Consider the following 26064-nt stretch of genomic DNA (forward strand, 5'->3'; position numbering starts at 1 on the left):
CACAACGTCGTCACGGAACTCGGACGGGTAGGGCTTGGGCACAGCAACATCCTTCCAGGCCCACCCCACGGGCAAGCCAGATCAGATGTCACCTACTCGTGCAGCAGTCCCATCATCGCCCAAACTCGGTGTCCGGAAAAGCGGGTCAAGCTCCAGGAAAGATCACCGTCATGCTGCTCCATCGCCTTAGCCAATCCAGATGACTTGTCGGAAGTCAGATATCTAGATCCGAGTTCGAAAGCATCTCCAGGCAGATTCTGGCTGCACCTTGGGTGAGGTAGTTCCCTTCGGAAGAAGCTAGAACGTTGATCTGACCGGCGAGGGGCTCCAGTTCCCTGCGAAGCGACCGTGCGCTTCGCTGCACGGCATGGAGCACAGCCAAGGGAACCTTGATTCCGTCGCTCTTTAGCAGGTTGATGATTCGCGAGTAGACAGCGTCGATGAGTTCGCTCGATGTTGCGAGGGATCTGACCAGCGCGTGTCCGGCGGCTGCACGTACGGACGGGTCTGGGTCGTGTGAGAGTTGAAGCAGAAGAACGTGTCCCCAGGTGACGTCGGCTTCAGAGATGCTCAGCGGAATCGTCTTGGCGGCCTGGATGCGGTCCTTCACGCCGGCTGTGGCGAGTTGGAGCACCGTCTCAAGGAGGTCGCGCCTCGGAATCGCCCCAAGTGCAGCCGATAAACGAACGGCTTCACCAAAGACCGAAGACTCGGACTGTGTGAACATGCCATCTCGGCGATCCGAAGCGATCAGCAACTGGATACCCTCACGCAGCTTTGTAGCAACGTCTGAGGGTAGCCGTGTGACGTTCTCTGCGAGGCGCTCGACCGCGAGGTTCTTCAGGCTAGCGTCCACTTTGCTGTCCAGGAGGTGTGTCACGATTTCCTCCCAAAGCTCATCGCTCGGGAAGCGCAGTGCGAAAGCCGCAGCGACGTTAGCGGTCTGATAGCCGCCTACTGACATCATTCCCTTGGACGCGTCCTCGGCTTCCTTCCGCAGGAGAGCGACGAGGTAACTTGTGAGCGCAGGAACCGACTCCCCATCTTCCTCATCGGGTAGCCCACGGTCAGCGAGGTGGGCGGCCCGGTCGAGTCCCAGGTCAGTTGGTATCGGTCGAACAACGCCGCGAACGTTCTCGTCGATCGCGTCCAGGAGCACGCTCGTCTCGAAATCGAGCTCGGTAGCCTCTGCCAAGCTGGACCACTGATGCGAGACTTCAGACTCGACCTCACCCCATTCCAGAGAGGAGACGAGGCGTGCGAGAGTGTTCGTAACCGGCTGAGTGAGCGATTCTTGTTTCTCGATGTAGCGATATGCCAGGGAAGCAATCTCGTTGTGGCGGCTGCTGTCGGGTACAAGTCGGGATACTGTCTTCCAAAGCCGCTCCCATGAGCTCCAACTCATGTGGCGTTGCAGTTGGGGTGTCTCCGCGAAAAGCAAGGTCGCTGATATTGCATCATCCTTCTGCTGTGGAGAAAGGAAGTCGGACGCACCTTCAAGGACCAGCAAGTCTTGCTCGGTGCACCATCCAGAACTATTGATTCTTCTCGTGACAATCAGAGCGTCCTCCACAAGGGAGATCGAGGGCCCTTGAGCCCGAATCCACGTAATCGCAGCTTGCAGAGCCTTCGTCGCTCGCCCTTGACGAAGGAGACGCACCGCCTCACGCACGCGCTCTGGGCTGTCCCCCCGCTCCAGGATGAGCACCTTCCCGAGCTTCTCGCGCTCGCCACGCATAAACCCCAGGTGTCCTGAGAGTTCAGCGAGGGTCAGCGATCGATAGCCCGCACCATCGGCAGTGATCCTTCCAAAGTGTTGAGTGTTGGAGTCGGCCTCAATTCGTCTCTCGAATGCGTCTCTCAGCACGATCTCGTCGCGATCAGCAGAGCGGAACTGCATCCGCATGTCGACCCAGCTCGTGCGTCCGCGCACGACGCGGACCCAGGTATGGCCTCCGATCTGCTCAAGATACGATTTCAATGACAGAGCGTGGCTACTTACCGAGCGGATCAGATCTCGCTGCACGGTAGAGGCGCCCCAACTTATTCCGCCTGAGAGTGCAAACTCTTGCAGGCTCGAATCCTTCAACGTGGGAAGCCACTCAAGTGTCTGCTCGACACGAGTGCGTGCCTCTTCGAACTTGCAGCTCTCAGTAAGCCGAGCGCTCAACTGCATATACAAGGAGGCGATGATGAGGCGCTGGGTTGCGGAGTAGTTCAAAGGATCGCCCGCAGTAGCACCGAGCTCGTCCAGAAGAGCGGCAAGTGCGTTCACAGCTTCGCTGTGCCTCTCCAGTTCACACAGCGCCACACTTCCGAATAGAGCGGCCGCCGCGCGAGCCCCTGGAGGCACATCCTGCGCTCGGGAAAGTTCGAGAAGCTTGTCCGCCGACGCTGTCTGCGTATTGACCACCAACGACCCCTGAGCGTTGGCGACGAGAACGCTTCTCCAGTCCGAAGACGAGTCCCCTTCCGGCTGGAGACTGTGTCCCTCACTTCGGTCTCTCATCTCGGTGACAAGAGCGAGTGCCGCGGCTCCGGTGACCTCGTCATCTCGAAAGTTCGGGTGCGGTGAGACAGTCCACGGCGCGAGAGCCGCAACAAGCCACTCAACCTCCCAGTTGTCTGACGAGTTCATAGGTCACTGCTTTCGTAGGGAGGGCGGGGAGAGTAGCCGGGGTTTGTCACACCTGAGCTCTCGGCAAGTGACAATTCATCTGGAGGTGGCGGAGTTCCTCCTTGCCGACGCGTATGAAGTCGGACAAGAGTTTTCCGCACCTCGTCGTCAAGGTCTTCGGGACGCAGCACTCGAAACGCCTCCGCCTTCACACCGCATGGGATGCATTGAGCATTCACGATGTCAACGACGTCAGAGATTCGAACCTTCACATTCTTGGAGTTTCGACCAATCACGATGACGTGGACATGGGTCAACCGCCCAGCACGAGTCGATATGTAATTCTCGAGGACTCGGTCTGTGACCATACGTTGATGATGACCAGGAGGATATAGAATGAAAACAATGTCCACATCGGCAGTGGCGCTTCCACCAGACCATACAAAGTAGGAGCCGTACTCCTCGCCGAGTTCGTTCACCAATAGGTCGAAACGCTCCTCCCATCTGGCCGTGTCTTCGACTTGGGCGAGGAAGTGAGTTTCGATCACGATGGCGGCAGAACTCATCGGCGTCCTCAGTCCACGATCGCCACGAGGGACTTGTCGAGGTAGAGAGTCGCCCCATCCGAGTTTCCGCACTCCGCGGCTGAAACAACCACCGGCAGCAGCGTGACGCTCGAGGTTCGATCGCGGTCTCGAACCTCGCCCGTGAATATCTGTCCAAGGCCGGGGCAGCTAGCGAGATCCGGAGGCGTATCAAGTTCGAGGGTCACCAGTCTGCTCGAATCGCTGAGGAAAGTGGCAACGACCAGAGACGCGACCAGGACAATCGCTGCGAACGAGGCTGACCATAGTCCCCAACTCAGTGTTCGGATTATGCCGTTCTTAATGGCTCCCGCATCTTCGATGAGTTCCTCGTAGGTTGGACGAAGTGCGCGATCTCGCGGCGGTTTAGTGCGTATTCTCCACACCTCTAGTGAGTGCAGAAATCTTGCTGATGCCTTGCCACCGGTTTGATAGGAGCTAGCCGAACTAGCAGCCAAACTGAAGGCCGTTGCGACAATCAGGAGGGTGATGGCAATCAGCCCAAGAACTTGCGCCGGTTTAGGGGCAGCCTCCGCCGGAGCAAGGATCAGTCCGGCAGCTAGTGCGCCTGCCGCGGCCGCACACAACGTAGACACCGCACGGGCGCGCGATCTGTACTTCTCGTTCGATTCGACAGCGACCTCAAGTCGATGCTCTAAGTCGCTGTGCTCCGACAATATCTTCCCCTGAACCGCAATGGGCTCAAGCGGCGCCCGTCACCTCGCCCTCTGGCGCGAAGGCAAGTCCAGTTTACCGATGCCTCGCGAGGAAGAGGAGGAGCAAGCAAGTCCCCGCGTTTCAGAGCAGTTCTGGCTGCACAGCGAACGCGGGGCCACGGGACACATCGGGCCGCAAGACGACAGCTACGAGCTCCCCACGCTTGCGGCGATTCGTAGCGCTTCGGTTCCTATCAGCGAGGAGCAGCACGCCCAGATGCTTCGGCGTCCGCTTGCCAGTAGGAGCCAGCTCCTACGAACGGAACGCGTAGATCCGCACCTACCGTGGCATCCGCCCGGACGTGGATCATGTTGAAGAGCGTCCGGCAGAGCGCCCGCTTCTCATGCTCAGTGCCGACGTCGAAGCGGTGGGCGAGGTTCTCGAGCTGGTCCAGCGCTTCCGTGATCTGTGAGGCCACGTGCCGGGTCTGCTGCGCGATGACGGTGAGTTGTTGTGCGATGTCGAGGAGTTCCCGGCGGATGCGGTCTTGTTCTCGTTTGAGCATGTCGGTGCTGATCGCGTCGACGTAGTGGGCGCGGAGCACCCGCTCCTGCTCCCCACGCAAATCCTGCTCACGAACCTGGAGTCCCGCGCGTACAGTATCAACATTCCGTACGCTCGCATCTGCTTCAGCGAGAAGCCGCTCCTCCACGGTCACCCGCTCCTCCGGGGTGAGACTAATCTGCTGGATCAGTCTCTGTGCGGCCTTCCCGATCAGGTGCAACTGCTGCGCTCTTAACATGCAGCTGGTGCGGGCGCTGTGGCGGCCGAGGCACACGAAGTAGAAGTACAGCGTCCCGTGGTTGTTCCGCGTCCGGTTGTACATCATCGACGACCCACACTCCCCGCACAGGAGCAGCCCCTTCAGGTAGTGCGTGTGCACGTCACGGGTACCCGTGTTCCGCCGCGCCGTGAGCGCATCCTGCACCCGCTGCCACAACGCAGGCTCCACGAGCGGTTTGTGCGTGCCGGGGTACTCGACGCCGACGTAGGTGACGATCCCGCAGTAGTACGGGTTACGGAGCATCCGCTGCAACACACTCACCGTCAGCGTACGGGGCGACTTCCCCGCCCTGGGTGCGAGGGTGAACCCGAGCTGGATCATGCTCCGGGCGAGGCGTTGGAGGCTCCACTCCCCCGTCGCATAGGTCGTGAACGCCCACCGGATGATCTGCGCACGCTCCTCGTCGACTTCCACGATCCGTGCCTCACGGCCCTGCGCGTCGAAGGTCCGCACGTTTTGATACCCGGCGGGCGCCTTGTTCGGGGGTGCGGCCGTTCATGGCCTTCTGCCGAAGCCCCTTGCTGACCTCGGTGGCGAGGTTGCGGGAGTAGAACTCCGCGATCGACGCCATGATCCCATGCACCAGCCTGCCCGACGCCGACGCATCAATCGCCTCCGTACTCGACACCAACGCGGCACCCGTGTCGGCGATCGCCTGGGTGATCTGCACGTCATCCGCACAGTTCCGTGCCAGACGGTCGAGCTTGTGCACGATCACGATGCCGACCCGGTTGGTGCGGATCCATTCGAGCATCTCCGTCAGCGCCGGGCGCGCAGCGGACGTCGCCGACGCTCCCGCGTCGACGAACTCCTTCACGACCCACGCGCCGAGCCCGTGCGCGGTCTTCCGGTTCACTTGCCGTTGCGCCGGGATCGAGAATCCCTCCCGCTCCCCTCCACGCTCGGCCTGCTCCCGAGTGGACACTCGCAGATACGACACCGCCCGCAACACCAGGTCCAGAGAAGCGGACGATCCGTCAGCGTGATCGAACGAGACCACGGACGAGGAGGAAGGAACGGATGGGGGAACGGCAAGCAGCGACATAAAGAGGTGAAGGGCTTTCTCCGGCACACCGGCCGGGCACAAGAAAGGCCCCGCAGAAGCGGAGCCCAACCCAGCCTGCCCACCCGCTCGGTGGCCAGAACTCCGACCGCACCGAAACGGCCATCAGAAGCCCACATTCAAGGGTTCCACTGTCCCGTTGGTACCCAATGCGCAAGGATGTCACCCGCGGACGAAACACCCGAAAACCGCCCGAAACGCCGCAGAACAGCTCGAGAACCCGCCAAAACACGCCCCGGACAGCTTGAAAGCCTCCAACTCGCGAGGAGTTGGAGGCTTTCCATTTCGGTGGACCTAAGGAGATTCGAACTCCTGACCTCCTCGATGCGAACGAGGCGCGCTACCAACTGCGCCATAGGCCCGTGAACTCATTCACACTATCACGTGGTCGCCGTCGGTTCGAATCGAGGCGACCTCCGCGACGGCGTCTACTGTCCGGATGCCCGCCGTTCCAGCAGGCGGCGCACGTGCGCCTCGATGGCGTCGTCGCTGGCACCCGGTCCCCCGGCGAACTCCTCGTCGCGACGCGCCGCGCGGGCGGCGATCGAGGGCGGACGCTGCGCCTCGGCACGCGCCCGCATCCGCTCGTCGAGCGCCGCACGACGCAGCGCCTCGCGCGCCTCGGCCTGGTCGAGCACGATCGCCGCGCGCGATCCCGCCGAGGCGGTCAGGGGCCGCGGGAGCTCCCGCGGGGTCCAGCCGGCGCGATCGGAGTCGAGGGTCACATCCTGCAGGTCGCCCGCCACGCGGACGATCTCCGGCGCGACCTCGCGCACCACGGCTCGGCGCTGGACGGTGGACATGCGCTGCAGGAGGACGAGGCATCCGAGGCCCACGACGGCGGCGGACCACAGGAGAACGGCCGAGCCGCCCGCGGCGAGCTGGAGGCCGCCCGCGACGGCGAGACCGAGAGCCGCGAGGGCGCCGATCGTCGTCAGCAGCCGAGCACGGCGACGGGCCCGGGCACGGCGGACCTCGGGGCGGGCCTGGGCGGCATGGGCCTGAGCGGCCGCGCGCTCACGGGCGGCCGCGGCGTCGGCCTGGGCCTGCAGGCGGGCGACGGCGAGCTCCGCACGGGCACGTTCGAGTTCGGCCTGCTCCCGCTCGGACTGGACCTGCTTCGCGAGACGCTGCTGGGCCAGAGCGGTGCGGGCGGTCAGCTCGAGCCGTACCTCCTGCGGGGTCTCGCTGGTCTCGGCGAGCACGCGCAGGGCCTGGTTGAGGCGGACGGCGTTGCGCTCGGCGGCGTTGAACTGGTGGCGTCCGTGCCACGAGGGCAGCAGATAGACGAGCCACAGCACGACTGCGACGAGGACGATGACACCACCGCCGAGAACCTGGCCTCCCATGCGGTCCACGGTACGTGCGGGAGGGCTCGCGCCTCGGCATCCGGCCCGCGTGTCTGACCTTCGAGTCGAACATGAAGGTCGGGAAGGGTCGCCAGCGACCCCGACGGCAGGATCACGGGCAGATCCACGGCCCGATGAGCCCCGTCAGAGGGGCAGGCGGTCCGCAGGCGGCACGGTCGCGGCGCCGGCCGGGACGGCCCCGCGCACCCAGCGCTGCAGCACGCCCTCGGGCACCTCTTCGCGCACGAGCGCGAAGGCGTAGTGGTCGCGCCAGTCCCCCGCGATGTGGATGAAGCGCCGCCGCAGTCCCTCGTAGCGGAAGCCGAGCTTCTCGACGATGCGCAGGCTCGCAGCATTCTCCGGCCGGATGCAGATCTCCATGCGGTGCAGGCCCAGCTCGCGGAAGCACAGGTCCGTCGCGAGAGCGACCGAGGTGGGGGTGATGCCGCGCCCCGCGAAGCGTTCGCTGACCCAGTAGCCGATCGTCGACGACGACAGGGACCCTCGCGAGATCCCCCACACGTTCAGCTGGCCGGCGATCTCGCCGTCGTACTCCATGACGAGGGGCACGCCGCCGCCGTCGCGGTACTGCTGCAGCAGGCGCCGGATGCCCGCGCGCATGTCGAAGGAGACGGGTCCATCCGGGCTCGTGGCCTCCCACGGCCGCAGCCACGAGCGATTGCCCAGCAGCTCCGCCTGCAGCACCTTGGCGTCGCGCTGCCGGATGAGGCGGATCCCGATGCGCCCGTGCTGGCGCGGCACCGTCAGATCCACGTGCTCTCCCCTCACGCTTCCGCGTGTCGCGTCACAGGCGTTCCGCGAAGTCCTTGAGCCAGGGGCGCAGCGCCGGGCCCAGATCGTCGCGATCCGAGGCCAGCTGCACGATGGCCTTGATGTAGTCCACTCTATCGCCCGTGTCGTAACGCCGCCCGCGGAACACCACGCCCAGAACGCCGTCGGTGACGGCCAGCTCCTGGAGGGCGTCGGTCAGCTGGATCTCGCCGCCCTTGCCCGGCTCGGTGCGCTCGAGGATGTCGAAGACCTGCGGGGTCAGGAGGTAGCGGCCGATGACGGCGTAGTTGGAGGGCGCGTCCTCCTTCTTGGGCTTCTCGACGAGCCCGGTGACGCGGACGACGTCGGGATCGTCGGTCGCCTCCACCGCGGCTGCACCGTACAGGTGGATGTGGTCGGGGTCGACCTCCATGAGGGCGATGACGGTGAGGCCCGTCCTCGCGTTCTCGGCGATCATCGTGCTCAGAAGGGGGTCGCGCTCGTCGATGAGGTCGTCGCCGAGGAGGACGGCGAAGGTGCTCTCCCCCACGTGGTGGCGGGCGCGGAGGACGGCATGGCCGAGACCCTTCGGCTCGCCCTGGCGGACGAAGTGGATGTCGGCGAGCTCCGTCGACGCCTGCACGCGGCGCAGCTTGTCGAGGTCGCCCTTGTTGGTGAGGTTCGATTCGAGCTCGGGGACCGAGTCGAAGTGGTTCGAGATGTTGTTCTTGTTCCGGCCGAGGATGATGAGGATGTCATCCGCGCCCGCCGCGACGGCCTCTTCGACGACGTACTGGATCGCCGGCTTGTCGACGACCGGGAGCATCTCCTTCGGCATCGCCTTCGTGGCGGGCAGGAATCTCGTGCCGAGTCCGGCGGCGGGGATGACGGCCTTGATGTGCGATGAGCTCATGATGTCACCCTATCCGCCGCCCTCTGACGGAACCGAACGCCGTGCGGCGGGCGACACACCTACAATCGGACCATGCCCGACGCGATCGACGACGCGAAGCGCGCCCTGCGCGCCGACCTGCGCGAACGTCGGCAGCAGCGCTCCGACGCGGCCCGCAGCGCGGACGAGGCCGGCGTCGCGGCGCAGCTGGATGCGCTCGTCGAGCGGTTGGGGGCGCGGTCCGTCTCCTGCTTCCTTTCGACGCCGACCGAACCCGGCACGCACACCTTCATCGCGGGCGCGGTGGCTCGCGGCATCCGCGTCCTGCTGCCGATCACCCGGTCGGACGGGTTGCTGGACTGGACGGTGGCAGACCCCGACGGCGACATCGCGGAGGGTCTGTTCGGCGTACCCGAGCCGGTCGGCGAGCTGCTCAGCCCGCTGGCCGTGAACGACGTCGACCTCCTGATCATCCCGGCGGCCGCGGTCGATCGCACGGGGATGCGCCTGGGCTGGGGCCGCGGCTACTTCGACAAGACGATCGGGTCGATGGAGCGCTGCCCGCCCGTCTACGCCGTCGTGTTCGACGGCGAGATCCTCGACGACGTGCCCCGCGACGTGCACGACCAGCCGGTGACGGGTGTCGTCACCCCCACGCAGACCATCGCCCTCGCGCCGCCGCGGCGCTGAGAGCCCACCCTCCCCGAACACGGAGATACATGCCCACCTACGCCTATGCCTGCACGCAGTGCGGCCATCGTTTCGACGCCGTCCAGTCCTTCAGCGACGCCGCGCTGACCGAGTGCCCCGAATGCGGCGGCCCCGTCCGCAAGCAGTACGGGTCGGTGGGCGTCACCTTCAACGGCTCGGGCTTCTACCGCACCGATTCGCGTGCCGGCGCCTCCGGCGCGGGAGGTGGCGCGAAGCCGTCGACTCCGACATCATCGAAGTCCGACGCAACGTCGTCGTCTGCCCCGTCGGGTTCGTGACCCGATCGCCGGACTCTGGAGGAGCACACCCATGATCAAAGGTTTCAAGGACTTCATCATGCGCGGCAACGTCATCGACCTCGCGGTCGCTGTCGTCATCGGTTCCGCGTTCACCGCACTCGTCTCGGCGATCGTCGACTCGATCATCACGCCGCTGATCAGCCTCGTCTGGCAGGCCGACGCGGCGACCGGCGCGATCGGCCCCACCGTCCAGGGCCTGCACGGACCGGTGACCTTCCCGCTCGGCGGGCTGCTGAACGCGATCATCACGTTCCTCGCCGTGGCGATCGTCGTGTACTTCGTGTTCGTCTACCCGATGAACGTGTGGAAGGAGCGGCAGGCCGCCAAGGCCGGGATCGTCGAGGACGAGGAGAAGCTCCCCACCGAGCAGGAGCTGCTCGTGCAGATCCGCGACCTGCTGGAGAAGCAGAAGTCCTAGTAGTGCGGCGGCACGTCGCGCCGCAGACGCTCATCGTTCGGACCGGATGCCTCCGTCACGCCCCTCGGGGCGTCGGCGGGGGCATCCGTCGTCGGGACCGGCCTCTCCGGGGAGGCGTCCGTGCCCGGAACCGGTGTCAGCCGCGCCCGCCGCGCGCCACGGACGCGGACGATCCGCTGCGGCGCGTCGAGGTCGTCGGCGCCGTCGGGTGAGAGGTCAGCGGACATCGAGCGGCTGGGTCTGCTCGTACGCGGACCCCGCCTCCGGGGGCACGCCGAGGATCGCGGCGATGCGGTCCGCGACGCCCGCGGGGTCGCTGTACAGGTCGAAGGCGTGCACGCGGATGTAGTGCCAGCCGAGGCGGCGCAGCACCTGCGGGCGCAGGCGCAGCGTCTCGCGCAGGGAATCGTGGACCGTGTCGGAGTCGCTCTCGGCGACGACCGCCTTGCCGTGGTACTGGGCGACGATCGGCAGCTGGCCGCGGTAGTCGACGTCGACGGAGACGCCGCGCGCCCGCAGGTGGCGGGCGAGGGCGAGGGTGAGCGGATCGGCGAGGTCTTCGAGACGCGCCTCGCGGGAGCGGGCGGCGATGCCGCCGAGGATCGACATCAGCGTGGCGGCTCCCGATCCGAGACGTCCGTCGTCGAACGCCGAGGGGCGGATCGAGGACACGATCACCATCGAGCGGCGTGCGCGGGTCATCCCGACGGTCAGGAGTCGCTCGCCGTCGTCGCCGGACAGGTCGCCGAAGTCGCTGAGGACGCGGCCGTGCCGCGTGAGACCGTACCCGAGCGAGAAGACGACGCGGTCCCGGCTCTCGGCGACGGACTCCTCCAGCCCGAGGACGGCGAAGGGCTCGGCCGTGTCGCGTCCGACGAAGTCGGCGACGTCGGCCCGCCCCGCGAAAGCCGAGGCGACGGCGGCTCGGACGCGCTCGGCGTGCCGACGCGACGCGGTGACGACCATGAGCGACTCGGTGGGACGGTTGACGGCGTGCTCGACGACGAGCGTCACCACCCGGGCGACCTCGGCGTCGGGGCTCTCGACGGCGCCGGTGACCGGGTCGGGCGCGCCGAAGCCGCCCTCGACGTAGTCCACGCTGAGGCTCCCGCGGCCGAGGTACGACCCCGCCCAGGGCAGCGAGACGAGTCGCCCGCCGTAGAAGGCGGAGTTCACGAGCTCGGCGAGGTCCTCACCGCCGGCGCGGTAGCTGCGCGTCAGGGTCTCGCCGGGGAGCAGTTCGGCCAGGCGCTCGAAGACGCTGACCTCGTCGGTGTCGACCTCGCTGCGATCCTCGATCTGGGGGTCGCCGGCGCCGACCCGGAAGGGCGTCGGACGCTGGGTCACGGGGTCGCCGAACGCGACGACCTGCCGCGCACGACGGAGCGCCGGCGCAGCTTCGGCCAGGCAGAGCGCCGCGGCATCGGCGACGATCACGACGTCGAAGGGGGCGTCCGCGGGGATCGAGGGCACCTCGTAGGGCGACGCGAGCCAGACCGGCGCGAGCGTCCGCACGAGAGTCGGCGCGACGCCGAGGAGCTCGACGGGACTCGTCGCCCCCGAGCGCAGAGCGTGCTTGAGGGCGTTCGCCTCCTGCGGCTCGTCGACGACGGCGATCTTCCACCGCGTCGCGAGTTCGGCGGCGAGCAGGGGCCCGGCGGAGCCCGCGTGGGCGTCGTCGACCAGGCGGTAGTCCCGCTCGAGACGATCGACGACGGACGTGTTGGCTCCCAGCAGCGCACGGTCGGTGCGCAGCATGGCCTCGAGCGCCGACTGCCACCACGCGAACTCGAACTCGTCGGCGACGTGCTCCTCCGGGACGTGGCGGACCGACAGCTCGGTCAGCAGTCCGTCCAGGCCCAGCTCGGTCAGACGGTCGCGCAGGCTCGCGCGCTCGACGAGGTTGTCGAAGACGTCGGACTCGGCGGCGAGGCCCGCGAGCGTCCGCAGCAGGTACGGCACGGGCAGCGAGGCGAGCGGCTCCGTGCGCCCCAGCGCGGCGTCGAGGGCGCCGAGGTCGGCGTGCACGCGCTGCCACGCGGCGGCGACGTCGTCGAGCCCGATCGGCACCTCCGGCAGGACGCCGGGGTCGACGAGCTGCTGCCACTGGCCGCGCTGCTGCTGCACCCGGACGAGACCCTCGTGCATGTCCGTCACGTGCATGCCGGGGCGCACGTACTCGCGCGACAGCTGCTTCAGCCGCCGACGCTGCGCACCGGACATGTCGGGGGCGTCGCGGCGCGCGGAATGGGCCTGGATCAGCTCGCCCAGAGGGCGCTCGAACACGGTGATGCTGAAGCGGTCGAGAGAGCCGCGGATGCCCTGCAGCAGCTGGATGTAGGCGCCGAGCTCCGAGAGCGTCGTGAACGGGCGCATCCGGGTCTGGGCGATCAGCTCGTACCCGCGCTCGAGGATCGCCGGCACCTCGGTGCGGTGGAGCCGCCCGGCGAGGGCGTGGGCGTCGGTCGCCTCCTGCGTCGTCGCGAACGCCACGGCGTACCAGGGCGAGTCGTCGGGGCCGAAGCGGAACTCCCCCAGGCGCGCCGCGGTCGACAGCGCCTGGGCCGCCTCGGCGCGTCGGGTGGAGAGCAGCTGCAGCGTGCGCAGGTCGAACCGCGTCTCGGCGGCCGGCTGCGGCGTGCGGCCCGTGATGGTCGTGAGCGTGCGCAGGGCCTCCAGCGGCGAGACGCCCAGCTGCGCGTGGCGCTGGGTGAGCGCGTCGCGGTAGTCGCGCAGGACCGTCCGCAGGCGCACGAGCGCGTCGTCGACCTCGGCGACCTTCGGCTGCTCGGCCTTCTCGTTGCGTCCGATGGCGCGGATCAGGTCGCGGTGCAGCTGCGTCGGCGAGACGGCGAGGCCCGGAAGCCCGATCCCCGCGAGGCGGTGGCGCACGCCCTCGAGCGTCGAGCGCCGCGCGCTCACGACGAGCACCCGCTTGCCCGCGCGGACGAACTCGCCGACCGCGTTGATGACGGTCTGCGTGCCGCCCGTGCCGGGGAGGGTCTGCACGGTGAGGGACTGCCCGGCGAGGATGCGCGCGAGCACGGCCTCCTGCTCCGCGTCGGCGTCGAGAAGAAGCCGGTCCGACGCCGGCGGCCGGTCGTCCGCTCCCACGAGGGGCGGCAGCGGTCGCGGGACGGTGAGCTCCTCGCGATCGGCGGCGTGGCCGGCGAGCGCGTTCAGCACGGGGTGGTCGAGATCGGCGGCGTCGCGCACCATGTCGGAGGAGACGTCGGCGAAGGTCGAGACGACCAGCCGGGGCAGCACGGTGAACGTGTCCACGTGCGCGGTGAGGGCCCGCAGGTGGTCGATGACGGGCTGGGGCTTGAACACGCCGTCGTCGTAGGCGAGGGCGGCGAGCGCCCGGCCGTCGAGCGCGATCCCGAAGTGGGTGCGCGCGGCCTCGACGAGCTCGGGGTTGATCGTGAACGAGCCGTGCAGCTTGAGGTCGAAGTCGAGGTGGTGACGGCGGATGGCGAGGGGACGCAGCAAGACCGGAGCGGCGTAGGAGACGCCGCCGATCCGCCACGCGGCGATCGCGACCGCCAGGTTGACCGTGTCGAGGCCGCGGGCGGTGCGCAGCTCGACGTCCTTGGCCGCGATGCGCTCGGCCGCGAGCCGTGCCGTGCGCAGGGCGACCTCGTCGCGGAAGAGGTTCGACAGCAGGGTCGAGCGCCCGGTGATGAACTGGGGCAGGCTGCCCGGGTGCGCCTTGGTGATGTCGATGCCCGCATCGCCGGCGTCGGTGTAGTGCAGCAGCGTGGATCGGCCGCCGAGTTCGGCGGCCTCTTCGCGCAGTCGGGCCCTCTCGGCCTCCGCGACGTGCGCCACGACCACCCCCGGCTCGGACAGGTCGAGATCCGTCGGGGTCACCGAACGCTCGTGCTCGGCGTCGTCATCGCCGCGCACGGCACCTCCGTCTGCTCGCCACACACCGACACCCTAGGCGCGTTCGGCGCCGGATTCCGGTTGTGGCGGCGGGTTTCGCCCGATTGGGGGCGGTTCTTCCGCGCCGACGCGTCCTTTCCTCCCCCGGGGCCCTTTCCGCGCCGCCGTCCACAGCTCGGTGCTGCGAGCCGGTGGCACGCATCGGCCCGGGCCATCATGGGACCCATGACCTCGCACCCGGCTCCCCCGCCCGCGTCGTACGCCGTGCATCCGACCCCGATCGGCGACGCGCTCATCGTCGTCACCGCCGGCGGGCTCGCCGTCCTCGACGTGCTCGACTCCGCGCCGGGCGCGCACGAGGACGCGCTCGTCGCCGCGGGGCGCACCCTCGGTGCGCCTCCGCGACCGGACGCGGGGCGCACCGCCGCGGTGGCGGACCAGCTCGACGAGTACTTCGCCGGCGAGCGCCGCGTCTTCGACGTCGCCCTCGACCTGAGCACCGTGCGCGGCTTCGTCCGCGCCGCCCTGGAGGCCGTCTGCACGATCCCCTACGGCGAGGTCGCCTCGTACGCGGAGGTCGCGATCCTGGCCGGCTCGCCCGGGGCGAACCGCGCGGTCGGCTCCGCGTGCGCCCGCACGCCGATCTCCCTCGTGGTTCCGGCGCACCGCATCGTCCGCAGCGACGGATCGATCGGCGAGTACGGCGGGCACCCCGAGCGCAAGCGCTTCCTGCTCGACCTCGAGGAGCGCGTGGTCCAGGCCTCCGCGGGCGTGTAGGCCGTCCCCGGACGAACCCCGGCCCCGGACCGTGCGGTCCGGGGCCGGAGTGCGCGCAGCCGGTGCGGCGTCAGTGGTCGACGGCCTTCTCCGCGCCGTAGCCGGTGAGGGAGCGCACTTCCATCTCCGCGGCCTTGCGCGGGTCCTCCTTCCGCGAGGAGGTGACCGAGCCGAGCCACCCCAGGAAGAAGCCGAGCGGGATGGACACGATGCCGGGGTTGTTGAGCGGCCAGATCGCGACGCCGACGTTCTTGAACACGCTCGTCTCGGTGCCCCAGAACACGGGCGACAGGGCGATCAGCACGACGGCGGCGGCGAGGCCTCCGTACATGCTCCACACCGCGCCGCGGGTCGTGAACCGGCGCCAGAACAGCGAGTAGAGGATCGTGGGCAGGTTCGCCGAGGCGGCCACCGCGAAGGCGAGCGCGACGAGGAACGCCACGTTCTGACCCTGGACGCCGATGCCGCCGAGGATCGCCAGCACGCCGATCACGATGACCGTCCGCCGGGCGACCTTCACCTCGCCGTCGGGGGCGACCTTGCCCTTCTTCACGACGTTGGCGTAGATGTCGTGGGCGAACGATGCGGCCGCGGTGATCGTGAGCCCGGCCACGACCGCGAGGATCGTCGCGAACGCGACCGCCGAGATGAACCCGAGCAGCAGCGGACCGCCCAGCACCTGCGCGAGCAGTGGAGCGGCGGAGTTGACGCCGCCCGGGGCCGCCTTGATGACATCCGGTCCGACGAGCGCGCCCGCGCCGTAGCCGAGCACCAGGGTCAGCAGGTAGAAGAGTCCGATCAGCCAGATCGCCCACACGACCGAGCGACGCGCCTCCTTCGCGGTGGGCACCGTGTAGAAGCGCATCAGCACGTGCGGCAGGCCCGCGGTGCCGAGCACGAGCGCGATCGCGAGCGAGATGAAGTCCCACGGGTTCTTGCCGTACTGCAGGCCCGGGCCGAGGATGGCGTCCTTCGGGTCGCTCGCGGAGGCCGCGACCGCCGACTCGAGCAGCGTGTTCAGGTTGAACCCGTTGATGGCGAGCACCCAGATGGTCATCACGATCGCTCCGCCGATGAGCAGGAACGCCTTGACGATCTGCACCCAGGTCGTGCCCTTCATGCCTCCGATCAGGACGTACACGATCATGAGCACGCCGACGACGGCGACGACGACCGACTGGCCGACCTTGTCGTTGATGCCGAGCAGCAGCGAGACGAGCCCGCCCGCCCCCGCCATCTGGGCCAGCAGGTAGAAGAAGCAGACGGCTAGCGTCGTGAGCGCCGCCGCCATCCGGACCGGCCCCTGACGGAGGCGGAAGGACAGCACGTCCGCCATCGTGAACTTGCCGGTGTTGCGCATGAGTTCGGCGACCAGCAGCAGCGCGACGAGCCACGCGACGAGGAACCCGATCGAGTAGAGGAACCCGTCGTACCCGTTGATGGCGATCGCACCGACGATGCCGAGGAACGACGCCGCCGACAGGTAGTCGCCGGCGATGGCGAACCCGTTCTGCGGCCCGGTGAACGAGCGTCCCGCCGCGTAGTAGTCGGCCGCCGTCTTGTTGTTCCTGCTCGCGCGGATGACGATGAACAGCGTCACGGCGACGAACCCGCCGAAGATGGCGATGTTGAGGACGGGGTTGTTCTCGGCGGTCGGCGTCGCTGCCGCCAGCACGGACGCGGCGACGCTCATGCGCTCGCCTCCTGCTGCTCCAGGTCGGCTCGGATCTCGGCCGAGACCGGGTCGAGCCGGCGGTTCGCGTACGAGACGTAGCCCATCGTGATGGCGAACGTCGTCACGAACTGGCCCAGCCCGAGCAGCAGGCCGACGGTGACGTCGCCCCAGACCCGCGCGGCCATGAACTCCGTCGCGAATGAGGAGAGCAGGACGTACGCGAAGTACCAGACCAGGAAGGCGACCGTGAGCGGCCAGACGAAGCTGCGATGACGCCTCTTGAGTTCGACGAAGGGTGGTGACCCTTCGACGGCGATGTAGTCGATGCCGCCCTGTGGGCGCGCATCGGGGGACGTTCCGGACATGTGGCCTCCTTGCCTCATGGGGATGGAGCGTGTCGCCCCGGCGCCGGTCCTCGTCGACCGGCCGCGTGGTATCGTCGACGCTACGAAACGGGTGACGCGGTCGTCACCCCCGGAAGTGGGTAGCGCACGATGTCGACGATCGGCCTCACCACGGAGGACGATCTGCTCGCCCACGCGGTGGGCGACCTCGCCTCTCGCACGGGCCTGCCGGTCGCGTTCGGCGGCTTCGAGCGCGGCGGATCGATCGATGTCACCGCCGTCGTCGGGAACCGCACGCCGCACCTGTCCGGACTCGTCGTCAAGCCGACCCGCGGCCTGGGCGGACGAGCCCTCGTCGAGCGGCGTCCGCGTCTCGCGCTCGACTACCGGTCCTCGCGCAACATCACCCACGACTACGACCGCGCGATCCTCGGCGAGGGCATCTCGACGCTGTTCGCCGTCCCGGTGCTCGTCGCCGGCCGGGCGCGCGGGGTCATCTACTGCGGAGCCTGGTCCCGCTCGCCCTTCGGCGAGGCGACGGCGCGCACCGCCCTGCAGGTGGCGGCCGACCTCGCGACCGAGCTGCGGGTGCGCGACGAGGTCGAACGACGGATGACCCTCGCTCCCCCGACCGAGCCCACGCCCACGCTGGACGTCGCGGCCCGCGAGGAGCTGCGGGAGGCCTACGCGGAGCTGCGGCGCGTCGGCGCGGAGGTCGCCGACGGAGAGCTGCGGCGACGCCTGGCCGCGATCGAGCAGCGACTGGCCGCGCTGTCCCGCGACGGCGCCGCGCCGATCGAGCCGCTCGACGTGCGGCTGTCGCCGCGTGAGACCGACGTGCTCGCCTGCGCCGCCCTCGGGCAGACCAACGCCGAGATCGCCGCGACGCTCTCGCTGCGCGAGGGCACCGTGAAGTCGTACCTCCAGGCGGCGATGGCCAAGCTCGACGCGGGCACGCGTCACGCCGCAGTCACCAAGGCGCGACGCGCAGGCCTGCTCCCCTGAGGGTCGCCCCGGCCCGTCATCCCGAGAGCCGTCGAGCGTGCGTCACTCCCCCACGAACACCACGCCGCGGTAGTCCTCGTCGGACCAGCGCACGAGCCGGTCGAGGTCGGCGAGGCGGATGGGGAGCTCGTGCACGTCCACCCACGTCTCCCCCGACTCGCGGTTGACCCACGGGTCCTCGATGACGACGACGTCGCATCCGTCCGATGCGTGGGCGAGCACCCAGTGCGGCCCGTGCACGGCGTGCATGGGCTCCTCGTCGATGAGCAGGAGGGCGAGCTCGCCGCCGGCGACGCGGCGGGCGATCTCCGCCACGTCCACGCGTCGCCGGTCCAGTCGTACGCCGAGCTCCTCCGCCCGGCGGACGGACTCGGCCTGCAGCTCCGCCCGGAACGAGCGGTCGAAGCCCTCGTACTCTTCGAGCAGGACCGGTCCGGCGGTGTCGAGCGCGATCTCCACCGCGCCGGCGCCGAGGTGCTCGGCCGTGGCCACGCCCAGCCCGATCGGCTCGCATGCCGGGAAGTTGGTCGCGCGCCGCCAGTAGTCGAGCTCGCGGTCCCGGTCCGCGCCGTCCGCGGCGAACCCGCCCACCCCGCGAACGCCCGCCCCCATGAGGGCGGCGACGGCACCGCAGGTGAACAGCGTCGTCTGGGCGTAGTAGCCGGGCTCGGCGTGCGGGATCGCGCTCAGCCACCGCACGGCCCCGCGCACATCCTCGGTGCCGACGGCGCCGAACGGCGCCCGCAGCGGCATGAAGCCGTCGAGGACGGGCGGCACCGTCTCTCCCCGCCACTTGAGGGCGACCGTTCCGCGGGCCCGCGCATCGTCGGTGATCGATGCGACCAGTCGCTGCAGCGCGCCCTCGTCGGCCCACCACGGGTCGACGAGGGTCGTCGCCGCCGTCGCGGGACGGCCCGTCGTGAGCGCCGCCGCGCGCGGCGCACCGTCCACCACGTCGACCCACAGGGTCGGGGCGTAGCCGCCCCTCGGCAGCCGCCACTGCGCGGCCCGCTCGTCGCCGACGAGCGTCGCCAGCTCGTCGCCCAGGGCCGCCTCGACGGCCGCCATACCCTCGTGGACGACGATCCGCGGCTCCGCCGCCGTCTCCGCAGTCGTCTCTGCACCAGCGCTCATCGGTCTTCCTCACGTTCGTCGGTTTCGGTGCGGGCGACGCCCGCGGTGTCCGCCCGTTCGCGGATCGAGGCGGCGACGAGGCTCTGCGTGAACGGATGCCGGGGGCGCTCGAGCACGTCGGCACAGGATCCCCGCTCGACGACACGCCCGTCCCACATGACCGTCACGGCGTCCGCGAGAGTGCGCACGACCGCGAGATCGTGCGAGATGAAGAGGATCGCGATGCCCCTCTCGTCCCGGAGGCGACGGAACAGGTCGAGGATCTGCGCCTGCACGGACACGTCCAGCGCCGACACCGACTCGTCGCAGATGAGCAGCCGGGGCCGCGGGGCGAGCGCGCGGGCGATGGCGACCCGTTGGCGCTGACCGCCGGACAGGTCGCTCGGGCGGCGGGCAGCGAACGCGGCATCCAGGCCGACCGTCTCGAGGAGGCCGGCGACCGTCTCGCCGGTGCGCGAGACGCGCAGCGCCTCGCCGAGGATCGCGCCGATGGTCATCATGGGGTTCAGCGACGAGTACGGATCCTGGAAGACGATCTGCATCTGGTCGGGCCGGCGCGAGCCGCGGCCGGGGGCGAGCTCGCGCCCGTCGAAGCGGATCGTGCCGGAGTCCTCGCGTTCGAGCCCCGCGACACAGCGCGCGAGCGTCGACTTGCCCGAGCCGGACTCGCCCACGACACCGACGATCTCGCCGTCGGCGATGTCGAGGTCGACGTCGTCGAGGACGGTCCGCTCGCCGAAGCGCTTGCCGAGCCCGCGCACGCGCAGCAGCTCCGGCCCGTGTTCGACGGGGACGGGCGACGCGGTCGCGACGTGCAGCGCGGGATCGGCGGCGACGAGGGCCCGGGTGTACTCGTGGGTGGGTGCCGAGAGCACGTCCTCGGTGCGTCCGCGCTCGACGACGATCCCCTGGCGCATCACGATGACGTCGTCGGCGCGCCCCCGCACGACGCCGAGGTCGTGGGAGATCAGGATGATCGGCAACCCGCGGTGCGTCTGCAGGGCGCGGAGGGCGTCGAGGACCTCGGCCTGGTTCGTCGCGTCGAGCGCCGTCGTGGGCTCGTCGGCGATCAGCAGCTGCGGGTCGCTCGCGACCGCGGCGGCGATGGCGACCCGCTGGCGCATCCCCCCGGAGAGCTCGTGCGGATAGGCCCGCGCGACGCGGTCGGGCAGGCGCACCTCCGCCAGCGACCGCGCGACCGCCTCCCGCCGCGCCGCGCCGCGCAGCGCCGCTCCGCGCGCCGCCTCGATCGTCCACGCGATCTGGTCGCCGCAGCGGTGCACGGGCGACAGGCTCGTGAACGGATCCTGCAGCAGCAGGGACACCACGCGACCGCGGATGCCCGCCCAGCGCTGCGGCGACGACGCCAGATCGACCTCCCGATCGCCCACGGCGAGGTCGCCGGTGGCGCGGAACCCCCGCGGGAGCAGACCGACGAGGCTCTTCGCCGACAGCGTCTTGCCCGAGCCGGACTCGCCGATGATCGCGAGCATCCCGCCCGCGGGGATGTCCAGGTCGAGCGGTGCGACCGCCTCGCCGGCGGGGCCCTGCACGCGCAGCGCGCGCACGCGGACGCCGTTCACGAGCGTGCCCCCGTCCGTGAGAGCCGTTCGCCCGCCCAGTCGCCCAGGACGTTGACGGCGCAGGCGACGGCGATGATCAGCACGGCGGGCGTGATGACGGCGGCGGGGTTGTCGAACATGATGGCGCGGTTGTCGGTCAGCTGACGCCCCCAGTCCGCCGTGCCGGGGGCGACTCCGACGCCCAGGAACGACAGCGACGAGAAGGCGACCAGGGCGAAGGCGACGTTGAGCATGGTGTTGGTGATGATGAGGGTCGAGACGTTGGGCAGGATGTGGCGGAACATCACGCGCCACCGCGACAGCGACAGCATCTGGGCGGCCTCGATGTACGGGCGGGAGGACTGTTCGAGCACGCCCGCCCGGACGATCCGGATGTCCGACGGTGAGAACAGGACGATCAGCAGCACGACGGTGACGGCGTACCCGCCTCCGAGCACTCCCGAGACGACGATCGCCGCGAGCAGCACGGGCAGGGCGAGCAGGAGGTCGGTCCAGCGCCCGATGAGGAAGTCGAGCCAGCCGCGCTCGTAGCCGGCGAGCGTCCCCAGGACGATGCCGCACACCATGGATCCGAGCGCGACGAGCACGGGACCGACGACGGAGGAGGCGGTGCCGGCCACGGTCATCGCGAGGACGTCCCGGCCGAGCTCGTCGGTGCCGAGCGGGTGGCCCGGCGAGCCGGCGGGCAGGAGCCCGGCGAGGATGTCCTGACGCATCGCGTCGGGGAAGAGCGTGCCCCCGAGGGCGGCCATCACCGCGACGATCGCCAGGAAGCTCGCGAGGATCACGACGACCCCCGGTGCACGACGCCGTGCGGGGGCGGAGACGAGCTCGATCGCGGTGGTCATGCGGTCCCTTCCGCCGGTCGCAGCGGACCGGCCGCCCGGCGCACGCCGGGGCGCACGCGGGGATCGAGGAGGAGGTAGGAGAGGTCGGCGAGCAGGGCGATGACCGCGATGACGATCGCGACCAGCAGGGTCAGCGACTGGACCACCGCGATGTCCTTGAACAGCACCGAGTCCTGCAGCAGGGTGCCCAGGCCCGGCAGGGCGAACGTCGTCTCGGCCAGCACGGTGCCCCCGACGAGGAACGTCAGCACGAGGCTCGCGCCCGTGACGATCGGGATGGCGGCGTTGCGCAGCGCGATGCGCGTGACGGTCCGCTCCGCGAGACCCCGGGCCCGGGCCGAGGTGACGTAGTCGGTCGCGAGCTCGCGCAGCATCGCCGTGCGCGTGAGCTTGAGGACGATCGCGCCGAGCCCCAGGGCGAGCGTGATGCCGGGGAGGACGAGATGGTGCACCGTGTCGAGACCGCCGGACCCGGCGCCGTAGACCGGGAAGACGGGCAGGTAGTAGGCGAATGCGTAGAGCAGCAGCAGGCCGATGGCGAAAGTCGGCGCGGAGAGCCCGACGATCGCGAAGACGTTGGCCACCCGGTCGACGAGTCCGCCGGGCCGCACGGCGCTGCGGACGCCCAGCGGGATCGCCACCGCGATGGCGAGCAGGAAGCCGACGGCGCAGAGGGCCAGCGTGATGCCCAGGCGTGCGCCGATGGCATCCGCCACCGACGTCTGCAGCCGGATCGAGGTGCCGAGGTCGCCCGTCACGAAGCCGCCCAGCCAGCGGAGGTACTGCACCGGCACGGGATCGTCCAGGTGGTACTGCGCGCGCACCGCGGCCACCGTCTCGGGGGTCGCCGGCCGGTTGCCGAGCAGGTTCTTCACGAGGTCGCCCGGCGCCAGGTACATGAGCGAGAAGATCACGATCGACAGGACGAGGAGCACTCCGAGGGTGCCGAGCACGCGCGCCGCGAGCAGCCGTCCGAGGGGACGGGCCCGCGACGCGCGTGCGCGGAAGAGCGACGTCGAGGTCACTTCGCCGCCCGGTACAGCTGGGTCGGCCAGGAGGAGATGAACGCGAAGGAGCTGTAGTCCTTCATCCCCAGATCGTTCGCGAACGCCGTCGCCGACTGGCCCCACCACAGCGGCACGTTGACGGCGGCCTTCGCCTGGAGCGTCTCGGCCTGGATCAGCAGATCGATGCGCTCGGCCGGGTCGGCGGTCGACCCCGCGCGGGCGAGGAGCGCCGTGACCTCCGGGTCGTCGTAGCCGGCGGGGTTGCCCGCACCGAGCAGGTAGCTCGGCACCTCGGCCGGGTCGCCGAGGGTGGAGAAGTACCACATCAGGTTGATGCCGTGGTCGTTCGAGGCGTCCAGGCTCGCGAGCCACTCCTCGATGGGGACCTCGCGCACGTTCAGGGTGATCCCGATGTCGGCGAGGTTCTGCGCCAGTGCCTGCGCGGCGGATCCGAGCTGCGGCCCCGTGCTGGGGGTGAGCAGCTCCGCCTCGAAGCCCTTCGGCGAGCCGGACGCGGCCAGAGCCTTCGCCGCGGCGTCCATGTCGTAGTCCCACTGCGGGATCCCGGCGAGCTTCTCGCGCGCCTGCGTGGCGTCGTAGACCTTGCCGAGCGATTCGGGCGTCATGATCGCGGTCGCCGCCTCGCCGTGGCCGCGCAGCAGGGACGACACGTACGCGTCGCGGTCGACAGCGTGGGCGATGGCCTCGCGGACCTTCGGGTCGTCGAACGGCGCGACGTGGGTGTTGAAGTAGAGCCCGACGTAGGAGAGGTCGTTGACGTAGTCGACGCGCATCGTGTCGAGCTTCTCCCACTGCGCGGACTGCGCGAGCGGCACGTTGAAGGCGACGTCGATGTCGCCCGACTGGGCCGCGAGGAGCCGGGTGGACTCGTCCGGGATGAACGAGACCGTGATCTCCTTCGCCTTCGGCACCCCGCCCCACCAGGTGTCGACCCGTTCGAGGGTGACGTGGGAGTCGGGCACGAACTCGGTCACCTGGTAGGGACCGCTCCCCAGCAGCAGCGAGGACGGCGTGCCGACCTTGCCGCCGTTGTCCTCCCAGAACTTCTTCGACGTGATGAAGGCCGCGCCGCCGCTGCTCATGTTCGCCAGGAACGCGGGGTCGGGGGCGGTGAGGGTGACGGTGACCTCGGAGTCGCCCGTCTTCTCGATGTCCTCGACGCCGGAGAGATAGTATGTGAGCCCCGGCGAGGCGGTCGCGTCCCGCGCCTCCTGAAGGCTGAAGACGACGTCGTCCGCCGTGACCGGCGTGCCGTCCTGGAAGCGGGCGTCGTCGCGCAGCTCGTAGACGTAGGTGACGTCGTCGGGCTGCGTCCACGACTCGGCGAGCCCCGGCTGCACGCGCCCCTGGGCGTCGATGGAGACGAGCCCCTCCTGGGTGATCGACGCGATGTAGTAGTTGAGGATGCCGGACTCCTGCCCGACGTACAGGTTCGACAGCGACCCGGGGAGGGCGACGTTGACGGTGTCGATCTCCGCGCCGGTGTCGACGCCGGCGCTCTTGCCGGGGGCGGGCGAGGCCCCCGTCGTGCAGGCGGAGAGCATGATGATGCTCGCCGCGGCGGCGGCGCCCGCCGTCGCGAGGCGGGTGGTGGGTGACGAGAGCATGGTGTCGTTCTCCTCTGGAGGATGCGGGATACGGGACGGGTGCTGCGGGACGGAGAGAAATCGGGCTCGGTGACCGGCGCTGCGACGGCGGGCGTCGACGATCGCCTCGACGTCGGCGGGCGAGGGCCGGTGGGCGGTGAGCTGGCGCACCGCCTCGGCGACGGCGGGGATGGCGGCGGCCTCGACCAGGGTGGTGGCGGTCGTGCGGCGGGTGACGGCGGGGCTGAGTCCCAGCATCCGCGTGGGGGCCGTCGAGACGGTCCCGGCGAGATCCCCCTCGGGGACGAAAGCCGTCGCGATGCCGTGCGCGGCGAGGGCGATCGCGGCGGACGGGAGCGACACGTCGAGGTCGTGCGCGCTGCGCGCGCGACCGATGATCTGCGCCACGGCATCGCTGCTCGTGCCCCCGCCGAGCACCCACGGGGAACCGGCCAGGGCAGCGGCGTCCACACGCGCGCCCGCCGCCGGGACGTCCGCCGTCGTGAGGGCGACGATCTCCTCGGCGAACAGGAACGTGGACCGCAGCCCGCGTCGACGCGGCACCGGCGTGCGCCCGTCGCGGAGCACGACGTCGCTCGTCACCGCCACATCGGCACGGCCGTCGCGCACCATCGCGATCGCATCGGCTCCGTCGGACGCCTCCAGCACGCTCACGGCGATGTCGGGGCGCTCCTCGAGCAGGGCGCCCAGTGCCGGTGCGAGCGCCGCGCCGATCAGCGCGGCGGGGGCGGCGAGCCGGACCGTGTCGGCGCGGTGGCCGAGCATGCGCGCCAGCTCGGTCGCGGCGGCCGTGAGGCTGGCGTCGATGCGGGGGGCGTGCGCCGCGAGCAGGGCACCGATCGGCGTGAGGTGCGCGGCGCGCGCCGTGCGGGCGACCAGGCTCGCCCCCAGGCGGGCTTCCAGGCGCTGGACGTGCTGGGTGATGGTCGGCTGGGTGTAACCGAGCGAGCGCGCCGCGGCGCTGATGGAGCCCGTCTGGTCGATCGCGACGATGATGCGCAGCGAGTGCACGTCCAGGGCGCGCGTGAGCGCATCGATGTCGATCGCCACGTCGAGGTGCGCGGGGCCGGCGTCGCCGCTCGATCGGCCGTCCGTCGTATCCATAGGGGCATGCTATTCATTCCTGAGTTTCGATGGTGTAACAGAATGTGTCGAGACCGATTCACGGCGACACGATCTGTCACGATGAGCGGGAGAACACGAGGAAGGACCGACATGGACCACGCCGCCTGGCGCTCGATGCGCGACGAGACCGTGTGGGGACGCGACGGCCTCGCATCCCTCGTCGCGACGGAGTGGCTGGACACGACGCCCCGCGCCCTGGAGGCCGCGCCCGGCCTGTGGCACGCCGACGGCGGGAGCGCCATCGGCGTCGTGGACGGCGAACGGGTCTCGCTTCCGGTGGGCGACGAGCTCCGCACGGGAGACCTCCTCCTCCGGGCGATCACGCGCGACGGGATGACGGCGCTGCGCGTCTGGAGCCCGGACGGCGCCGCACACCGCGGGATCTCCACGATCGTCCGCTTCCCCGAGGACCCGGATGCCCGCGTGCGCGGGACGTTCCTCAGGGAGACCTCCCCCGAGACGATCGACAGGGTCGCCGTGGACGGTCACCACTCCCCCGGCACGTTCCCCGCATCCGTCTCGTTCGCATGGGAGGGAACGACCGTGCGCCTGGCGGTCGAGGACCGCGACGGCGAGCTGTTCGCCGCCTTCTCGGATGCGACGAGCGGCGCGGAGAGCCACCGGTTCCGCCACCTCCGGATGCCCGCGCCGGATGCCGACGGCGCGGTCGAGGTCGATCTGAACCGCGCGACGCTGCCGCCGTGCGCGTTCTCCGACCACTATCTGTGCATGCTGCCGCCGCCCGGCAACCGCCTCACCGTGGGCATCCGCGCGGGAGAAGCACGCGTGGAGTGAGCGGGCGCGCTTGCGCGCCGACGGCGGCCCGTGGTAGACCTGTCTCGGAC

22 protein-coding genes and 1 tRNA gene are annotated in these 26064 nt (G+C 69.6%); 6 read left to right on the top strand and 17 right to left on the bottom strand.

The features are described from left to right. Window positions 1-214: 214 nt before the first annotated feature. The 8 genes from WFI00_RS15425 to galU form a co-directional block, all read right to left on the bottom strand. A complete protein-coding gene (locus WFI00_RS15425; RefSeq protein ID WP_336633286.1) occupies window positions 215-2638 on the bottom strand; it encodes a hypothetical protein in 2424 nt (807 codons plus the stop codon). Then, on the bottom strand, window positions 2635-3183 hold the full coding sequence (locus WFI00_RS15430) for a hypothetical protein (RefSeq protein WP_336633287.1): 549 nt from the start codon (window positions 3181-3183) through the stop codon (window positions 2635-2637). Before WFI00_RS15430 ends, WFI00_RS15425 begins: the two co-directional genes overlap by 4 nt. Before the next feature lie 928 nt (window positions 3184-4111). Next, on the bottom strand, window positions 4112-5155 hold the full coding sequence (locus WFI00_RS15435) for a recombinase family protein (RefSeq protein ID WP_336633288.1): 1044 nt from the start codon (window positions 5153-5155) through the stop codon (window positions 4112-4114). Further along, window positions 5127-5702: a recombinase family protein gene (locus tag WFI00_RS15440; RefSeq protein ID WP_336633289.1), complete on the bottom strand. Its 576-nt coding sequence runs from the start codon at window positions 5700-5702 to the stop codon at window positions 5127-5129. Before WFI00_RS15440 ends, WFI00_RS15435 begins: the two co-directional genes overlap by 29 nt. Before the next feature lie 352 nt (window positions 5703-6054). After that, window positions 6055-6127: transfer RNA gene (locus WFI00_RS15445), tRNA-Ala, on the bottom strand. A gap of 66 nt (window positions 6128-6193) precedes the next feature. After that, a complete protein-coding gene (locus tag WFI00_RS15450) occupies window positions 6194-7114 on the bottom strand; it encodes a large exoprotein (protein WP_336633290.1) in 921 nt (306 codons plus the stop codon). Window positions 7115-7258: 144 nt separating this feature from the next. Then, a complete protein-coding gene (locus tag WFI00_RS15455; protein ID WP_336633291.1) occupies window positions 7259-7888 on the bottom strand; it encodes a GNAT family N-acetyltransferase in 630 nt (209 codons plus the stop codon). Between the two features lie 31 nt (window positions 7889-7919). Next, complete coding sequence (galU, locus tag WFI00_RS15460; protein WP_336633292.1) at window positions 7920-8798, bottom strand: UTP--glucose-1-phosphate uridylyltransferase GalU; 879 nt, start codon at window positions 8796-8798, stop codon at window positions 7920-7922. A 72-nt stretch (window positions 8799-8870) separates the two neighbouring features. On the opposite strand from galU, the gene WFI00_RS15465 reads away from it, so the two are divergent. From WFI00_RS15465 to mscL, 3 genes are read left to right on the top strand one after another with little or no spacing between them, the layout of a single operon-like run. Beyond that, the gene (locus WFI00_RS15465; RefSeq protein WP_336633293.1) at window positions 8871-9467 is read left to right on the top strand and encodes a 5-formyltetrahydrofolate cyclo-ligase; all 597 of its coding nucleotides are present in this window, start codon (window positions 8871-8873) and stop codon (window positions 9465-9467) included. A gap of 29 nt (window positions 9468-9496) precedes the next feature. Continuing rightward, the gene (locus WFI00_RS15470; protein WP_336633294.1) at window positions 9497-9766 is read left to right on the top strand and encodes an FmdB family zinc ribbon protein; all 270 of its coding nucleotides are present in this window, start codon (window positions 9497-9499) and stop codon (window positions 9764-9766) included. Between the two features lie 31 nt (window positions 9767-9797). Beyond that, window positions 9798-10205, top strand: a complete 408-nt coding sequence (gene mscL, locus WFI00_RS15475) for a large conductance mechanosensitive channel protein MscL (RefSeq protein ID WP_336633295.1) — start codon at window positions 9798-9800, stop codon at window positions 10203-10205. Here the strand turns inward: mscL and WFI00_RS15480 are convergent. Then, window positions 10202-10432 carry a hypothetical protein gene (locus tag WFI00_RS15480; protein WP_336633296.1) on the bottom strand — a complete coding sequence of 77 codons (231 nt, stop codon included), beginning with the start codon at window positions 10430-10432 and terminating at the stop codon, window positions 10202-10204. The genes mscL and WFI00_RS15480 overlap by 4 nt on opposite strands. Next, complete coding sequence (locus WFI00_RS15485; protein ID WP_336633297.1) at window positions 10422-14114, bottom strand: AAA family ATPase; 3693 nt, start codon at window positions 14112-14114, stop codon at window positions 10422-10424. The genes WFI00_RS15480 and WFI00_RS15485 overlap by 11 nt, the downstream gene beginning before the upstream one ends. Window positions 14115-14318: 204 nt before the next feature. Here WFI00_RS15485 and WFI00_RS15490 point away from each other — a divergent pair, with 204 nt between their 5' ends. After that, the gene (locus WFI00_RS15490) at window positions 14319-14870 is read left to right on the top strand and encodes a methylated-DNA--[protein]-cysteine S-methyltransferase (RefSeq protein ID WP_336633298.1); all 552 of its coding nucleotides are present in this window, start codon (window positions 14319-14321) and stop codon (window positions 14868-14870) included. A 70-nt stretch (window positions 14871-14940) separates the two neighbouring features. On the opposite strand, the gene WFI00_RS15495 is transcribed toward WFI00_RS15490, so the two are convergent. Then, window positions 14941-16563 carry a solute symporter family protein gene (locus WFI00_RS15495; protein ID WP_336633299.1) on the bottom strand — a complete coding sequence of 541 codons (1623 nt, stop codon included), beginning with the start codon at window positions 16561-16563 and terminating at the stop codon, window positions 14941-14943. Then, window positions 16560-16910 (bottom strand): DUF485 domain-containing protein, encoded by a 351-nt coding sequence (locus WFI00_RS15500; RefSeq protein ID WP_336633300.1) that lies wholly within the window; start codon window positions 16908-16910, stop codon window positions 16560-16562. Before WFI00_RS15500 ends, WFI00_RS15495 begins: the two co-directional genes overlap by 4 nt. A gap of 129 nt (window positions 16911-17039) precedes the next feature. Here WFI00_RS15500 and WFI00_RS15505 point away from each other — a divergent pair, with 129 nt between their 5' ends. Next, a complete protein-coding gene (locus WFI00_RS15505; RefSeq protein WP_336633301.1) occupies window positions 17040-17894 on the top strand; it encodes a LuxR C-terminal-related transcriptional regulator in 855 nt (284 codons plus the stop codon). 42 nt (window positions 17895-17936) lie between these two features. Here WFI00_RS15505 and WFI00_RS15510 read toward each other — a convergent pair whose 3' ends face one another. The 5 genes from WFI00_RS15510 to WFI00_RS15530 are packed head-to-tail and all read right to left on the bottom strand — an operon-like array spanning window position 17937 to window position 25198. Further along, complete coding sequence (locus tag WFI00_RS15510; protein ID WP_336633302.1) at window positions 17937-19028, bottom strand: peptidase C39 family protein; 1092 nt, start codon at window positions 19026-19028, stop codon at window positions 17937-17939. Then, window positions 19025-20611, bottom strand: a complete 1587-nt coding sequence (locus WFI00_RS15515; RefSeq protein ID WP_336633303.1) for an ABC transporter ATP-binding protein — start codon at window positions 20609-20611, stop codon at window positions 19025-19027. The genes WFI00_RS15510 and WFI00_RS15515 overlap by 4 nt, the downstream gene beginning before the upstream one ends. Further along, window positions 20608-21459: an ABC transporter permease gene (locus tag WFI00_RS15520; RefSeq protein WP_336633304.1), complete on the bottom strand. Its 852-nt coding sequence runs from the start codon at window positions 21457-21459 to the stop codon at window positions 20608-20610. The genes WFI00_RS15515 and WFI00_RS15520 overlap by 4 nt, the downstream gene beginning before the upstream one ends. After that, window positions 21456-22484: an ABC transporter permease gene (locus tag WFI00_RS15525; protein ID WP_336633305.1), complete on the bottom strand. Its 1029-nt coding sequence runs from the start codon at window positions 22482-22484 to the stop codon at window positions 21456-21458. Before WFI00_RS15525 ends, WFI00_RS15520 begins: the two co-directional genes overlap by 4 nt. Beyond that, window positions 22481-25198: an ABC transporter substrate-binding protein gene (locus WFI00_RS15530; RefSeq protein WP_336633306.1), complete on the bottom strand. Its 2718-nt coding sequence runs from the start codon at window positions 25196-25198 to the stop codon at window positions 22481-22483. Before WFI00_RS15530 ends, WFI00_RS15525 begins: the two co-directional genes overlap by 4 nt. A gap of 111 nt (window positions 25199-25309) precedes the next feature. On the opposite strand from WFI00_RS15530, the gene WFI00_RS15535 reads away from it, so the two are divergent. Next, complete coding sequence (locus WFI00_RS15535) at window positions 25310-26014, top strand: DUF1684 domain-containing protein (RefSeq protein ID WP_336633307.1); 705 nt, start codon at window positions 25310-25312, stop codon at window positions 26012-26014. The last annotated feature ends 50 nt before the right edge of the window (window positions 26015-26064 follow it).

This window comes from Microbacterium sp. MMO-56 (assembly GCF_037146215.1).
GTDB lineage: Bacteria > Actinomycetota > Actinomycetes > Actinomycetales > Microbacteriaceae > Microbacterium.

What these genes read in the sequence shown, in the direction of transcription:
- WFI00_RS15535 (WP_336633307.1), top strand. Translation starts at nt 25,310, where the DNA reads ATGGACCACGCCGCCTGGCGCTCGATGCGCGACGAGACCGTGTGGGGA.
- WFI00_RS15495 (WP_336633299.1), bottom strand. Translation starts at nt 16,563, where the DNA reads ATGAGCGTCGCCGCGTCCGTGCTGGCGGCAGCGACGCCGACCGCCGAG.
- WFI00_RS15425 (WP_336633286.1), bottom strand. Translation starts at nt 2,638, where the DNA reads ATGAACTCGTCAGACAACTGGGAGGTTGAGTGGCTTGTTGCGGCTCTC.
- WFI00_RS15470 (WP_336633294.1), top strand. Translation starts at nt 9,497, where the DNA reads ATGCCCACCTACGCCTATGCCTGCACGCAGTGCGGCCATCGTTTCGAC.
- WFI00_RS15465 (WP_336633293.1), top strand. Translation starts at nt 8,871, where the DNA reads ATGCCCGACGCGATCGACGACGCGAAGCGCGCCCTGCGCGCCGACCTG.
- WFI00_RS15500 (WP_336633300.1), bottom strand. Translation starts at nt 16,910, where the DNA reads ATGTCCGGAACGTCCCCCGATGCGCGCCCACAGGGCGGCATCGACTAC.
- WFI00_RS15505 (WP_336633301.1), top strand. Translation starts at nt 17,040, where the DNA reads ATGTCGACGATCGGCCTCACCACGGAGGACGATCTGCTCGCCCACGCG.
- WFI00_RS15510 (WP_336633302.1), bottom strand. Translation starts at nt 19,028, where the DNA reads ATGAGCGCTGGTGCAGAGACGACTGCGGAGACGGCGGCGGAGCCGCGG.
- WFI00_RS15530 (WP_336633306.1), bottom strand. Translation starts at nt 25,198, where the DNA reads ATGGATACGACGGACGGCCGATCGAGCGGCGACGCCGGCCCCGCGCAC.
- WFI00_RS15490 (WP_336633298.1), top strand. Translation starts at nt 14,319, where the DNA reads ATGACCTCGCACCCGGCTCCCCCGCCCGCGTCGTACGCCGTGCATCCG.
- galU (WP_336633292.1), bottom strand. Translation starts at nt 8,798, where the DNA reads ATGAGCTCATCGCACATCAAGGCCGTCATCCCCGCCGCCGGACTCGGC.
- WFI00_RS15480 (WP_336633296.1), bottom strand. Translation starts at nt 10,432, where the DNA reads ATGTCCGCTGACCTCTCACCCGACGGCGCCGACGACCTCGACGCGCCG.
- WFI00_RS15450 (WP_336633290.1), bottom strand. Translation starts at nt 7,114, where the DNA reads ATGGGAGGCCAGGTTCTCGGCGGTGGTGTCATCGTCCTCGTCGCAGTC.
- WFI00_RS15430 (WP_336633287.1), bottom strand. Translation starts at nt 3,183, where the DNA reads ATGAGTTCTGCCGCCATCGTGATCGAAACTCACTTCCTCGCCCAAGTC.
- mscL (WP_336633295.1), top strand. Translation starts at nt 9,798, where the DNA reads ATGATCAAAGGTTTCAAGGACTTCATCATGCGCGGCAACGTCATCGAC.
- WFI00_RS15520 (WP_336633304.1), bottom strand. Translation starts at nt 21,459, where the DNA reads ATGACCACCGCGATCGAGCTCGTCTCCGCCCCCGCACGGCGTCGTGCA.